This window comes from Rubrivivax rivuli, assembly GCF_004016505.1.
GTDB classification, from domain to species: Bacteria; Pseudomonadota; Gammaproteobacteria; order Burkholderiales; family Burkholderiaceae_C; genus Rubrivivax; species Rubrivivax rivuli.
The window spans coordinates 136147-149665 of the sequence record NZ_SACR01000001.1 but is presented as its reverse complement, the minus strand read 5'-3'; the positions used below and the strand labels follow the sequence as shown (position 1 = coordinate 149665).

Here is a 13519-nt window from a genome sequence, read left to right as displayed (position 1 = left end):
CCGCCTGCCGAGACACCGCTTGCCCATCACCCGCCCCTCTCACGCCGCCCCGGTGAACCCCGGGGCCGCCCCCCAGGCCCTGCCCCGCTGGCGGCGGCACATGGCCGCTGCGCTGGCCGCCGCGATGCTGTTGCCCGCCCTGAACCTGCCCGCGCACGCGCAGGTGCGCTTGCCGGCGCTGGGCGAGAGCGCCTCGCGCGACCTGAGCGTGGGCGACGAGCGCCGGCTTGGCGAGCAGATCATGCGCGAGGCCCGGCGCGACCCGGTCTACCTCGACGACCCGGTGCTGCTGGAGTACCTGCAGTCGATCTGGAACCCGCTGGTGGCCGCCGCGCGCCAGATCGGCCAGATCGACGCCGACACCGACCAGCTCTTCGCCTGGGAAACCTTCCTGGTGCGTGACCGCAGCGTCAACGCCTTCGCGCTGCCGGGGGGCTTCGTCGGCGCGCACCTCGGCTTGATCGCCATCACCACCACGCGCGACCAGCTCGCCAGCGTGATGGCGCACGAGCTCAGCCACGTCACGCAGCGCCACATCGCCCGCAGCATCGCGCCGCAGCAGCAGGCCTCGCTGATCGCGGTGGCCACCATCCTGCTGGGCATCCTGGCGGCCAGCCGCGCCAACAACGTCGACCTCGCCAACGCCGCCATCATGGGCGGGCAGGGCGCGGCCATCCAGTCACAGCTGAACTTCTCGCGCGACATGGAGCGCGAGGCCGACCGCATCGGCTACGGCCTGCTCGGGCTGGCGGGTTTTGCGCCGGCGGGCCAGGCGCAGATGTTCGACCGCATGGACGCGGCCACGCGGCTGTCCGACAACGGCGGGTTCCCCTACCTGCGCAGCCATCCACTCACCATCGACCGCATCAGCGAGGCGCGCAGCCGCACGCTGCTGGGCGACAACCGCGCCTCGCAGCCCACGCTGCAGCACGCGCTGATGCAGATGCGCTCGCGTGTGTTGATGGATGAAAGCGTCACCGGCCTGCAGCGCCTGAGCGGCACCACGTCCTCGCCCGCGCTCACCGACCGCGTGGCCGCGCTCTACGGCGGCGCGATGGCGGCATCGCTGCTGAAGGAGCACGACCGCGCCGAACGGCAGGTGGCGCTGGCGCTGCAACTGGCGGCCACGGCCGTGCCGCGCGAGCCCGCGGCCGAACGCGCGCTGCGCCTGCTGCAGGCGCAGGTGCTGCTGAACGCAGGTGATGCTGCGGGCGCCCTGCAGGTGCTGGACACGCTGGGCGCGGCCCACGAACGCCCGGCGCTGCTGCTGCGCACACAGGCTGCGCTGCGCCTGCACGACAGCAAGCCCGACGCGGCGGCCGAGCCGCTGCGACGCAGCGTCGAGAACCTGCAGACCTGGGTCTCCGAACAGAAGAACGACGCCGCCGCCTGGGAACTGCTGGCCAGCGGCAGCGAAGCCCTGGGCCTGAAGTTGCGCGCCCTGCGCGCAGGTGCCGAGGCCCGCGCCGCGGTAGGCGACCTCACGGGGGCCATCGACCGCCTGCGCCGGGCGCAGGCTGCCTCGCGCGGGCCCGGCCCCACCGACTTCATCGAAGCCTCGGTCATCGACGCACGCCTGCGCCAGGTGCTGCAGCAGCGCCGCGAGATCGCGGCCGAGATGCGCGGCGAGGGCCGTGGCGGCCCGCCGCCGGGCGAAGGGCCGAACTGATCAGCTGGGGCTGCGCGTGAACAGGCGCTCCACGGCCACGTCGATGACCATGCCGCACAGGCTGTAGAGCAGCGAGCCGATCAGCGCGGCGCTGAAGCCGGTGACGTTGAAGCCGTCCAGCACGCTGGCCGAGGCCCAGAACATCAGCGCGTTGATGACGAAGAGGAACAGCCCCAGCGTCAGCAATGTCACCGGCAGTGTCAGCAGCACCAGCAGCGGTCGCACCAGCGTGTTGAACAAACCGAGCACGAATGCGGCGACGAGGGCTGCGGTGAAACTGGCCACCTGCACGCCGCTGTAGAGGTGGGCCACCAGCAGCAGCGCTGCGGCCAGGAGCAACCAACGCACGATGATCTTCATGCACCCAGCATAACGCGGCGCAAATCGTGGTGCGAAAGCAGCTTTTGCCTGGGAAAACCGCTTCTCAGTGCCAAACAGGCGCATTACCATCGCGCCTGCACGTTTCCCAGGAAAGACAGGCCCGCGCACGAAGGTGATGCAGGGCTTGCGCGGCAAGCGGCATCCCTCATCCACTGATGGAGAACATCCAAATGGCAACTGCGAAAAAAGCCCCGGCGAAAGCCCCTGCGAAAACGGCCGCGAAGAAGGCCGCTCCGGCCAAGAAGGCCGCTGCTCACGCGAAGAAGGCCGCTCCGGCCAAGAAGGCGGCAGCGCCCGCGAAGAAGGCGGCTCCGGCGAAGAAGGCGGCCGCTCCGGCCAAGAAGGCCGCGGCCCCCGCGAAGAAGCGCACCCCCAGCGCCGCCTTCATGAAGCCCCTGACCCCCAGCGCCGCGCTGGCCGGCATCATCGGTTCGGCGGCCCTGCCGCGCACCGAGGTGACCAAGAAGGTCTGGGAGTACATCAAGAAGAACGGCCTGCAGGACAAGGCCAAGAAGACCCTGATCAACGCCGACGCCAAGCTCAAGGAAGTGCTGGGCAAGGCGCAGGTCTCGATGTTCGAGATGACCAAGCTGATCAGCAGCCACCTCAAGTGAAACGGGCTTCGGCCTGTTGAACGCCAAAGGCCCCTCGGGGCCTTTTTTCATGGCCTGCCCGTCGGGGCCTTTTCATGGGCTGCTGCGGCGCGGGGCGCGCGCGGCTTACGATGCGCGCCCCGCGCCGCCAACCGCCCTGGAGGGCCCATGCTGATCCGCCTGATCTACGCCAGCCGCAGCGCCGGCATGCTCTCACCCGTGGAGGTGAAGGACATCGTGCGCAGCTCGCAGCGCAACAACGGCCCGCTGGGCGTGACGGGCGCGCTGATCCTCAGCAATGGCATCTTCCTGCAGTGCTTGGAGGGCGACCACCGCGTCGTGAACGCGCTGTACCACCGCATCCTGCTCGACCCGCGCCACCGCGAGCCGGCCATCCTGTCGTACAAGGAAATCGACCAGCGTCTCTATGGCGCCTGGGCCATGGGCCTGGTCAGCACCACCGAGGCCCACCGTGCCATCTTCCTGAAGTACGGCGCGCAGGCCGAGTTCGACCCCTACGAGATGCGGCCCGCCGCGCTGGAACTGCTGTTCACCGACATGGTGGAACACGCGCGGCCCATCACGGCCTGAGCACCGCGCCCTCAGGCCTCGTCGAGCAGCGCCTTGAGGAAGCGGCCGGTGTGGCTCTCTGCGCAGGCCGCCACCTCTTCCGGCGTGCCGGCCACCACCACGCGGCCACCACCGCTGCCGCCCTCCGGCCCCATGTCCACCAACCAGTCGGCCGTCTTGATGACGTCGAGGTTGTGCTCGATGACGACGATGGTGTTGCCCGCGTCGCGCAGCTGGTGCAGCACCTTCAGCAGCAGCCGCACGTCGTGGAAGTGCAGGCCCGTGGTGGGTTCATCCAGGATGTAGAGCGTGCGGCCGGTGTCGCGCTTGCTCAGTTCCAGCGCCAGCTTCACGCGCTGCGCCTCGCCCCCGCTGAGCGTGGTGGCGGCCTGGCCCAGGCGGATGTAGCCGAGGCCCACGTCGAGCAGCGTCTGCAGCTTGCGCGCGATGTTGGGCACGGCGCTGAAGAAGCCGTGCGCGTCTTCCACCGTCAGTTCCAGCACCTGGGTGATGTTCTTGCCCTTGTACAGAACCTCCAGCGTCTCGCGGTTGTAGCGCGCGCCATGGCAAACGTCGCAGGGCACGTAGACATCGGGCAGGAAGTGCATTTCCACCTTGATGACGCCGTCGCCCTCGCAGGCCTCGCAGCGCCCGCCGCCTGAAGAGGCGCTGACGTTGAAGCTGAAGCGGCCCGCGCCGTAGCCGCGCTCGCGCGCCATGGGCACTTCCGCGAAGAGCTCGCGGATGGGCGTGAACAGGCCCGTGTAGGTGGCCGGGTTGCTGCGCGGCGTGCGGCCGATGGGGCTCTGGTCGACGTTGATGACCTTGTCGAAATGCTCCAGGCCTTCGATGCGGTCGTGCGTCGCCGGCTCGGCATGGCTCTGGTAGAGCTTGCGCGCCACCGCGGCGTAGAGCGTGTCGTTGATCAGCGTGCTCTTGCCGCTGCCGCTGACACCCGTCACGCAGGTCAGCAGGCCCACCGGGATGTCGACGTTCACGCCCTGGCCGTCGGGTCCGCGCAGGTTGTTGCCGCGCGCATTGACGATGCTCAAGCGAAAGGGCGCCGCGCCGAAGCCGCTGGCCGGCCGGCGCTTCTTCGGCACCTCGATGCGCAGCGCGCGGCCCAGGTACTGGCCGGTCAGCGAATCGGGGTGGTCGGCGACCTCGCGCGGCGTGCCTTGCGCCATCACGCGGCCGCCGTGCACGCCAGCGCCCGGGCCCATGTCCACCACGTGGTCGGCGGCCCAGATCATGTCCTCGTCGTGTTCCACCACCAGCACGCTGTTGCCCAGGTCGCGCAGGTGCAGCAGCGTGCCGATGAGGCGTTCGTTGTCGCGCTGGTGCAGGCCGATGCTGGGTTCGTCCAGCACGTACATCACGCCCGAGAGGCCGCTGCCGATCTGGCTGGCCAGGCGGATGCGCTGAGCCTCGCCGCCGCTGAGCGTGTCGGCACCGCGGTCCAGGCTGAGGTAGTTCAGGCCCACGTCGTTCAGGAAGCGCAGCCGGCTGCGGATCTCGCGCACGATCTTCTCGGCGATCTCGGCCTTGGCGCCCTGCAGCTTCAGGCTCTCGAAGGTGGCCAGCGCGCGCGCCAGCGTGGCGTGCTCCACCTCGTAGATGGGCGGGCCCTTGTCGCCGTTGGCGTGCTGCAGGAACACATGCCGCGCCTCGCGGCGCAGGCGCGAGCCTTCGCACTGCGGGCAGGCGCGCGAGGCCTGGTAACGCGCCAGCTCTTCGCGCACGGCAGCCGAGTCGGTTTCGCGGAAGCGGCGCTCGAAGTTCGGGATGATCCCTTCGAAGGGGTGGCTGCGCTTCACGGCACGCGGCTTGCGGCCGCCCTTGCCAGCGCTCTCGGCCTCGTAGATGAACTCGATCTCTTCGCTGCCACTGCCGTACAGCAGCACCTGGCGCGCGCGCTCGGGCAGTTGCTCGAAGGGCGTGTCGATGTCGAAGCCCAGGTGCTTGGCCACGGCCTCCAGCATCGAGTGCGTGTAGGCGTTGCGCCGGTCCCAGCCCTTCACCGCGCCCGAGGCCAGGCTCAGGCTGGGGAAGGCGACCACGCGCTCGGGGTCCATCACCGTCACCTGGCCCAGGCCGTCGCAGGCCGGGCAGGCGCCCACGGGGCTGTTGAAGCTGAAGAGGCGCGGCTCCAGTTCGCTCAGCGAGTAGCTGCACACCGGGCAGCCGAACCTGCTGCTGAAGAGGTGTTCGCGGCCGGTGTCCATCTCCAGCGCGATGGCGCGGCCGTCGGCGATCCGAAGGCTGGCCTCGAAGCTCTCGGCCAGGCGTTGCTTGACGTCGGGCTTGGTCTTCAGCCGGTCGATGACGACGTCGATGTCGTGCTTGTCGTTCTTCTTCAGCGTGGGCAGGGCCTCGGCCTCCACCACCTGGCCACCCACGCGGAAGCGCACGTAGCCGCGCGCCTGCATGTCGGCGAAGAGGTCCTCGAACTCGCCCTTGCGGTCGCGCACCACCGGCGCCAGCACCATGAGCTTGGTGTCTTCGGGCAAGGCCAGCACGGCATCGACCATCTGGCTCACGCTCTGCGCCTGCAACGGCAGGCCGTGGTCGGGGCAGTAGGGCGTGCCGGCGCGCGCGTAGAGCAGGCGCAGGTAGTCGTGGATCTCGGTGATGGTGCCGACCGTGCTGCGCGGGTTGTGGCTGGTGGCCTTCTGCTCGATGCTGATGGCCGGGCTCAGGCCTTCGATGACATCGACATCGGGCTTGTCCATCAGCTGCAGGAACTGCCGCGCATAAGCCGACAGGCTTTCCACGTACCGGCGCTGGCCCTCGGCATACAGCGTGTCGAAGGCCAGGCTGCTCTTGCCCGAACCGCTGAGCCCCGTGATCACCACCAGCGCGTGCTTGGGGATGTCGAGGTCGATGTTCTTCAGGTTGTGGGTGCGTGCGCCGCGCACCTTCAGAAAGCGGCTTTCCTGCGCTCGCTCTTGCGGTGCGCGGGGCGGGGCAGGTTGATCGTCTGGAGGCTGGGGCATGGCGGCGGCTGAGGGCAACCGGCCATGATAGCCATGCGGGCCGTTTTCAGCCCTGAGGCGCACCCGGCAGCCGCACCGTGACCGTCGTGCCTTCGCCCGGTGCGCTGGTCAGCGTGATCTGCCCGCCCATCAGCTCGATGAAGCGGCGGCTGACAAAGAGGCCCATGCCCGAACCCTCGATGCCCGAGCTTTCGGCGCCCACGCGGTTGAAAGGCTGGAACAGCTCGGCCTGCTGGGCGGCGCTGAGACCCACGCCAGTGTCGGCCACGTGAAGCAGCACCTTTTCTTCCTGCAGTTCGATGCTGCAGTCGACCCGCCCGCCCGGCACGTTGTACTTGATGGCGTTGGAAACCAGGTTGATGAGCACCTCGCGCAACCTCAGGCCGTCGGCCATCACCCAGCAGGCGCTTCCCTGTCCGGCCTGGTCGTCGAGCTGCACACCCAGGCGCTCGGCCAGGCCCTGCACCATGGGCAGGGCTTCGGTGAGGCAGCGGCGCAGGTCGACAGGGGCCAGTTGCACGGCCACCCTGCCGGCCTCGATGCGCGAGACGTCGAGCACCTCATTGACCAGCTCCAGCAGGTGTCGCGCGGCGTTTTCGATCAGCGTCACGCGGTGGGGCTTGAGCACCAGATCGCCGGCCTGCGCTTCCAGACGCATCAGCTGCGCGAAGCCAAGGATGGCGTTCAGCGGCGTGCGCAGTTCGTGACTCATGCGCGAAAGGAAGGCGCTCTTGGCCTGGTTGGCGCTTTCGGCGGCCTCTTTCGCCGCCAGCAGGCGCAAGGCCTCGTGTTCGGGGCTGCTGTCCCAGGCGCAGCCGATCACGCGCTGCACGCGGCCCTGGGCATCGGCATGGGCGCGGCCGGTCACGTGCAGCCAGCGCTCGGCGCCCGCCTCGTCGGCGCGCTGCAACTCCACGTTGAGCGGCTCCAGGCGGCTCAGCGCCACGCCCAGCGCGGCGTGCAGGTGGTCGCGTTCGTGCGGCAGCAAGAGCGGCGCCAGGGCGTCCAGCAGCGTGCCAGACGGCGTGGCCCGCACGCCCAGCAGTTCGCAGAGGCGTGCGTCGAAATCCAGCGTGCCGTCGGCGAGGTTCCAGTCCCAGACGCCGATGCCGCCGGCCTCGTTGGCGATGGCCAGGCGTTCGGTCAGGTCGCCGAGTTGCCGGCGCACGTGATGCTGGCTGGTGATGTCCTGCAGCGCACCGCTGACCCGCAGCACCTGGCCGTCGGCGATGTGGGCCGAGCCCACGGCCAGCACGCGCAACGCACGATGCTGCGCCGTGAGCATGTCGATCTCGATCTCGAAGGGCTGGCCCAGCTCGGCCCGCGCCACCGCACCGGCGAAACTCTTGCGGTCGTAGGGCGCGCACAGCGCCAGCGTGGCTTCCAGCGAGGCCGGCGCGTCGGCCGGCAGCTCCAGCATCTGTCGCAGCTGGGCCGACCAGCGCAGCGTGTGCGGCCGCAGCGTGAGTTCCCAGCCGCCCACGCGCGCCAGGCGCGCCGATTCGGCCAGGAAGGCCTCGCTCTGGCGCAGCGCTTCTTCCGAGGCTTCGAGTGCGCGCAGGTCCTGCAGGTGCTCGGTGCGGTCGATCACGGCGCAGACGTACTGGCCAGGGTCGTCGGCGGGCGTGCCGGCGGTGCCGGGCAGGCGCGAGATGTAGAGATCGCCGCTGAAGCGCCGGCCGCCTTCGCCGAAGAAGCCGACGTTGTCCAGCGCGCTGGCGCCGGTGGCCTGGGCTTCGTGCAGGGCGGGTCGCACGCGATCCTGGTAGTCGGCGCTGTCCAGCAGGCGGTGCAGAAAAACCGATCCGGTCTGCCGGTTCGGCAGCTTCAGCAGCCGCGTGGCCAGCTCGTTGCACTCGAGCAGCTCGCCATTGAAGGTGACGAGGATGCAGGCCACGGGCATGCCCGCGAACAGCGTCGCGAAACGTTCGGCCAGGGCCTCGGTGCGGGCCTGGCTGGCCTGCAGCTCATCGGCCTGTGCGTGAAGCTCGGCCTGGTAGATGCGCAGGTTCTCGGTCAGCTCGCCCAGCTTCGCATCGTGGCGGCGTGCTGCCTCTTCGATCAGACCCAGCTCGCCGCGGGCCACCGCGCCCAGCAGTTGCTCGTTGAGCAGTTGCCCAACGCTTTCGGCCTGCATGAGCAGGCGGTCGCGCGCTTCGACGCGCTGCTTCAGGCCGTGCACGCTCATCGGGCAGGGTCCTCCAGGGGGGTGCCCGTGCCGGGCTGGAGCTGGGCGTCCACCCAGGCCGTGATCTCGATGTGGCTGACCACTGCCCCGCCGCCCGCGTGAGCCACGGGTGCGGCATGCATCAGGAACCACAGGCGCTGGCCTTTGCTGTCACAGGGGTACTGCATCGTGAAGCGGGGCAGGTGGCCACGCAGCACGGCAGTCACGCCTTCGTGGGCGCGGCGGGCGTCGGGGTCGACGAGCGCCGCGCTGGCGCAGGCGCTGAGGTAGTTGTGGCCGGGGCCGCTGTGCCGCAGGTCGGGGTCGCCGTTGTCGGCCGCGAAGCGCCGCCAGGCCTCGTTCACGCGCACGATGTTGCCCTGCGCATCCAGCACGGCCAGGTGCTCGGCCAGCGAGTCCAGGATGGACTGCATGCGCTGGCTGTCCTTCAGCGAAGTGACGTTGACGAAGCTCATCACCGCCTTGGTGCTGCCCGGCACACGCGCTGCGTAGGGCTGCATGCGCGCCAGCCACCACTGGCCGTCGCGGCTTCTCACCTCGCGCTCGTTGACCACCTTGTCGGCCATCGTGCGGCGCAGGTCGTTGAAGAGTTCGGGGTAATCCAGCAGGTTCGCGAAGTCTTCCAGCGAACGGCCGCGGTCGCCTTCGCGCACCTTGAACAGCTGCATCAGCTCGGGCGTGAAGCGCAGCAGGCGCAACTGCTCGTCGACGAAGAGCGTGGGCGTGGCCGTGGCCTTGGCGACGTTCTCCAGGTCGGCGTTCACCGAGTTCAGCACGTCCACCTTCTCCTGGTACTCGGAGTTCACGGTGTACAGCTCTTCGTTGACCGACTGCAGCTCTTCGTTGGTGCTCTGCAGCTCCTCGTTGCTGGCCATCAGCTCCTCGTTGGTGGCCTGCAGTTCCTCGTTGGCGGTTTCGAGCTCTTCGATGGTGGCCTGCAGGCTCTCGTGCGTGAGATCGAGTTCGCGTTCGAGGGCCTCGACACGCTTGCGCTGCTCTTCATCGAGTTCGGCGGCCTGCGCTGCGCCCAGCATGGGCAGTTCCAACGGCTCGAAGCTCAGCAGCGTGACAGGGGCGCCGCCGGCATCGGCCGTGCCGCTGGTCTCGCCCATGCGGCGCGCCACCACGCGCAGCTGGCGCGCACCTTCGCCCTGGCCCAGCCGCACCGGCGCGGAACTCTCGGCGCGGTCTTCAGTGGCCACGGCCTGCAGCAGCAGGCCGGCAGCCCAGGACAGCTCGCGCGGCAGCAGCTTCAGCACGTCCAGCGTCATCTGGCCTTCGCTGATCTGCAGCAGCTCGCTGGCGCTGCCATACACGTGCAGCAGCTCGCGCGAGGGGCCCACCAGCAGCGAGGGTGGCAAGTAGACCTGCTGCAGCTGGCGCTCGCCCTGGGTCACCCAGGCCTGCGCCGACGGCGGTGCCACCTCGGGCGGGCGGCGCCGCGTCGCGCGGCGCTGCGACGAAGTCTCGTGGCGCGAGTTGCTGTCGAGCTGCAGGCCCAGGCGATCGCGCCGGAGCAGGCGGTAGATCTTGCCGCGGCCCGGCAGCGCCGCGAAGTCGCGGTGCAGCACGCCCAGCGACTCGCTGGGCCCCAGCAACAGGTGGCCACCGGGCTGCAGCGCGTATTGCAGCCGCCGCATCGCCCGCTCTTGCGCGCCGGGCTGGAAGTAGATCAGCGCGTTGCGGCAGGTCACGAGGTCCATGCGCGTGAAGGGCGGGTCGGCCACGAGGTTGTGCCGCGCGAAGATCACCATCTGGCGGATCTCGGGCCGCACCGTCCAGCCGCCGTCGCGCTCCATGAACCAGCGCTCCAGGCGCTGGCCCGAAACCTCGGCGGCGATGGTGTCGGGGTAGTGGCCGGCGCCGGCCTGGTCGAGGTAGTGCTGCTCGACGTCGGTGGCGAAGATCTTCACCGGCCGCATGCGGCCCAGGCGCTGGAAGGCCTCCGCGAAGAGGATGGCGATGGAATAGGCCTCTTCGCCGGTGGCGCAGCAGGCCACCCACACGCGGATGGGCTCCATCGTGGCTTCGCGGCCGACCAGCGGCCCGATCACCTGCTCGGCCAGGTGCTCGAAGACATCGGCATCGCGGAAGAAGCGCGTCACCGGGATCAGCAGCTCGCGCCGCAGCACGGCCTGTTCCTCGACCGACCCGGCCAGGGCCTCGCGGTAGGCCGGCAACGAGGCCGTGCGCTGCACCTGCATGCGGCGCTCGATGCGGCGCAGCACCGTGGTGGGCTTGTAATCGCGGAAATCGATGCCGCTGCTGCCCAGCAGCAGTTCGAGGATGCCTTCCAGCGGCTCGGCCACGCCCGGTGGCGGGCTGCCGGCCAGCAGTCGCATCGAGGCGTGCCGCGGTGCGCGCAAGTGCGTGCTCAGGCGCTCGGCCAAAGCCTCGGCCGGGGCCACCACGTCGGCCAGCCCGGTGCCCACGGCGCTGCGCGGCATGCCGTCGAACTTGGCATCGGCGGGCTCCTGCACGAAGACGAAGCCGCCGGCGGCGTTGACGGCCGGGATGCCGCGCGAGCCGTCGCTGCCGGTGCCGGAGAGCACCACCGCGATGCCGCGGTCGGCGCACTGCTCGGCCATGCTCGTGAAGAACACGTCGATGGGCAGGGAGAGCCCGTGCTCCGGCTTGGGTGTGAGCAGCAGCCGGTCGCCGGCGATGCGCATGCTCTTGGCCGGCGGGATCAGGAACACCGCGTTGGGCGCCAGCGGCATGTCGTGGCCGGCCACCTGCACCGGCATCGCGGTGTAGCGCGCCAGCAGGTTGTCCATCATCGACTTGTGATCGGGCGACAGGTGCTGGATCACCACGAAGGCGGCGCCGGTGTCCACCGGCAGCGCGCCGAACAGGCGCTCCAGCGCGTCCAGCCCGCCGGCCGAGGCGCCTATGGCCACGACGAAACCACCAAAGGTGAGGGGCTGCTCGCCGATGACGGTGTCTGCCAACCCCGCTTCGGGCAGCAGGACAGGGTCCACAGCGTCGCCAGATGGCGCGTCAGGCATAGGCGGCAAGTTGGTGCTGCTCCTGGCCGTCCCGGCATGCCCGGGCACAGAGGCTCACCGTCGTGAGCGACCGGCGGAGTATGCCCCCGTCGACCCGCCCATTGCTTAGATTTTGCGTGCCGCCGACATAAATGAGGAGGCCTCAGCCGCCCAGCACCCGCAGGATCTCGGCGCCGTAGGCCTCCAGCTTCTTGGCGCCCACGCCGCTGATGCCGGCCAGCGCGTCCAGCGAGGCCGGCTGCGCGCGCGCCATCTCGGCCAGCGTGGCGTCGTGGAACACCACGTAGGCCGGCAGGTTGTGCTCGCGCGCGACCTCGGCCCGCCAGGCCTTCAGGGCCGCAAAACGCTCGGTCGCGGCCTCGTCCAGCGGCAGGGGCGGTGGCTTGCCCGCGGCACCCCGGCTGCTGCTGCGGTCGCCGCGCGGGCCCTTGCCCCGCGCCTTGGTCTCGGTGGGCACGCGCAGGCGCACCGGCACCTCGCCGCGCAGCACCTCGCGGGCGCTCTCGGCCAGGGCCAGGGTGTTGTATTCGCCCTCGGCTTCCACATGGCCCAGCGCGATGAGCTGGCGCAGCACCAGGCGCCACTGGGCCTCGCTGACGTCGGCACCCACGCCGAAGGTCGACAGGCCCTGGTGCCCATGCTGCGTGACCTTCTCCGTGGTCTTGCCGCGCAGCACGTCGATGAGGTGCCCGGCACCGTAGCGCTGACCCCCCGCCTGGCGGAACCGGTAGATGCCGCTGAGCGCCTTGCGCGCGGCTTCGGTGGCGTCCCAGGTCTCGGGGGTTTCGAGGCAGTTGTCGCAATTGCCGCAGGGCGTGCTCGGCTGGCCAAAATAGCCCAGCAGCCGCACGCGCCGGCAGTCGATGGCCTCGCACAGCGCCAGCAGCGCGTCGAGCTTGCTGCGCTGCAGGCGCTTGAAGTCTTCGCCGGCTTCGCTCTCGTCGATCATGCGGCGCTGGTTGACGACGTCGGCCAGACCGTAGGCCATCCAGGCGTTGGCCGGCAGGCCGTCGCGGCCGGCGCGGCCGGTCTCCTGGTAGTAGGCCTCGATGTTCTTGGGCAGGTCGAGGTGGGCGACGAAGCGCACGTCGGGTTTGTCGATGCCCATGCCGAAGGCGATGGTGGCCACCACGACGATGCCGTCCTCGCGCAGGAAGCGGTCTTGGTGGCGGCGGCGCACCTCGGCGTCCAGGCCCGCGTGGTAGGGCAGGGCGTTGATGCCTTCGGTCTGCAGCCAGCCGGCGGTTTCTTCCACTCGTCTGCGGCTCTGGCAGTAGACGACGCCCGCGTCGCCCTCGTGCTCGTCGCGGATGAAGCGCAGCAGCTGCTTCTTCGGCTCGTCCTTCTCGACGATGGTGTAGCGGATGTTGGGCCGGTCGAAGCTGGCGACAAACAGCCGCGCTTCCTGCAGCTGCAGGCGCTCGACGATGTCGGCGCGCGTGTGGCTGTCGGCCGTGGCCGTGAGCGCCACCCTCGGCACGCCCGGGAACTGCTCGTGCAGCGCGGAGAGGCCCAGGTACTCCTCGCGGAAGTCGTGGCCCCACTGGCTGACGCAGTGCGCCTCGTCGATGGCGAACAGGCTCAGCAGCCCGCGTTCGTGCAGGCTCTGCAGCATGGCCAGGAAACGCGGCGTGAGGATCCGCTCGGGCGCGGCGTACAGCAGCACCAGCTGGCCGCTCATCAGCTCGCGTTCGATGCGGCGCGCCTCGTCGCCTTCCAGCGAGGAGTTCAGGTAGGCCGCGGCCACGCCGGCTTCGTGCAGCGCGCCCACCTGGTCGTGCATCAGCGCGATGAGCGGGCTGACGACGATGGCCACGCCCTGGCCGGCGCGGTGGCGCACGATGGCCGGCACCTGGTAGCACAGGCTCTTGCCGCCGCCGGTGGGCATGAGCACCAGCGCGTCGCCGCCGGCGGTGACGTGATCGACGATCTCCTGCTGCGCGCCGCGGAAGGCGGCGTAGCCGAAAACCTGCTGCAGCATCTGCAGCGGGCGGGGGTCGGGCGGGGCCGAGGCAGCAGCGGCGGCTTGGGGTTTCGTCGGGGTGTCCATGGCAGGGTCGGGATCGTAGCCCGGCCCTGGCCGCAGGCCACCCGCGTGCGGGGGCCCCGGTGGG

General features: G+C 70.0%; 8 protein-coding genes. 3 read left to right on the top strand and 5 right to left on the bottom strand.

All coding sequences use genetic code 11. The features are described 5' to 3' along the window. Positions 1–19 precede the first annotated feature (19 nt). Complete coding sequence (locus EOE66_RS00620; protein ID WP_310733079.1) at positions 20–1669, top strand: M48 family metalloprotease; 1650 nt, start codon at positions 20–22, stop codon at positions 1667–1669. Here EOE66_RS00620 and EOE66_RS00615 read toward each other — a convergent pair whose 3' ends face one another. Beyond that, entirely contained in the window at positions 1670–2029 is a 360-nt protein-coding gene (locus tag EOE66_RS00615; RefSeq protein WP_128226767.1) for a phage holin family protein, read from the bottom strand. Positions 2030–2220: 191 nt separating this feature from the next. On the opposite strand from EOE66_RS00615, the gene EOE66_RS00610 reads away from it, so the two are divergent. After that, a complete protein-coding gene (locus EOE66_RS00610) occupies positions 2221–2664 on the top strand; it encodes an SWIB/MDM2 domain-containing protein (protein WP_128226766.1) in 444 nt (147 codons plus the stop codon). Between the two features lie 147 nt (positions 2665–2811). Continuing rightward, positions 2812–3234, top strand: coding sequence for a BLUF domain-containing protein (locus EOE66_RS00605; protein ID WP_128226765.1), 423 nt, complete (start codon positions 2812–2814; stop codon positions 3232–3234). 11 nt (positions 3235–3245) lie between these two features. Here EOE66_RS00605 and uvrA read toward each other — a convergent pair whose 3' ends face one another. The 4 genes from uvrA to recQ all read right to left on the bottom strand — a co-directional run bounded on the left by uvrA (position 3246) and on the right by recQ (position 13455). Beyond that, positions 3246–6209 carry an excinuclease ABC subunit UvrA gene (gene uvrA / locus EOE66_RS00600; RefSeq protein ID WP_128226764.1) on the bottom strand — a complete coding sequence of 988 codons (2964 nt, stop codon included), beginning with the start codon at positions 6207–6209 and terminating at the stop codon, positions 3246–3248. Positions 6210–6255: 46 nt separating this feature from the next. Beyond that, positions 6256–8397 (bottom strand): sensor histidine kinase, encoded by a 2142-nt coding sequence (locus tag EOE66_RS00595; protein WP_128226763.1) that lies wholly within the window; start codon positions 8395–8397, stop codon positions 6256–6258. Continuing rightward, positions 8394–11378, bottom strand: coding sequence for a chemotaxis protein CheB (locus EOE66_RS00590; protein WP_245478844.1), 2985 nt, complete (start codon positions 11376–11378; stop codon positions 8394–8396). The genes EOE66_RS00595 and EOE66_RS00590 overlap by 4 nt, the downstream gene beginning before the upstream one ends. A 169-nt stretch (positions 11379–11547) precedes the next feature. Then, the gene (gene recQ / locus EOE66_RS00585) at positions 11548–13455 is read right to left on the bottom strand and encodes a DNA helicase RecQ (RefSeq protein WP_128226761.1); all 1908 of its coding nucleotides are present in this window, start codon (positions 13453–13455) and stop codon (positions 11548–11550) included. Positions 13456–13519 lie beyond the last annotated feature (64 nt).

Bases quoted from the DNA above. Each gene is read 5' to 3' on its own strand.
- EOE66_RS00615 (WP_128226767.1), bottom strand. From the start codon at position 2,029: ATGAAGATCATCGTGCGTTGGTTGCTCCTGGCCGCAGCGCTGCTGCTG.
- EOE66_RS00605 (WP_128226765.1), top strand. From the start codon at position 2,812: ATGCTGATCCGCCTGATCTACGCCAGCCGCAGCGCCGGCATGCTCTCA.
- EOE66_RS00610 (WP_128226766.1), top strand. From the start codon at position 2,221: ATGGCAACTGCGAAAAAAGCCCCGGCGAAAGCCCCTGCGAAAACGGCC.
- EOE66_RS00595 (WP_128226763.1), bottom strand. From the start codon at position 8,397: ATGAGCGTGCACGGCCTGAAGCAGCGCGTCGAAGCGCGCGACCGCCTG.
- uvrA (WP_128226764.1), bottom strand. From the start codon at position 6,209: ATGCCCCAGCCTCCAGACGATCAACCTGCCCCGCCCCGCGCACCGCAA.
- recQ (WP_128226761.1), bottom strand. From the start codon at position 13,455: ATGGACACCCCGACGAAACCCCAAGCCGCCGCTGCTGCCTCGGCCCCG.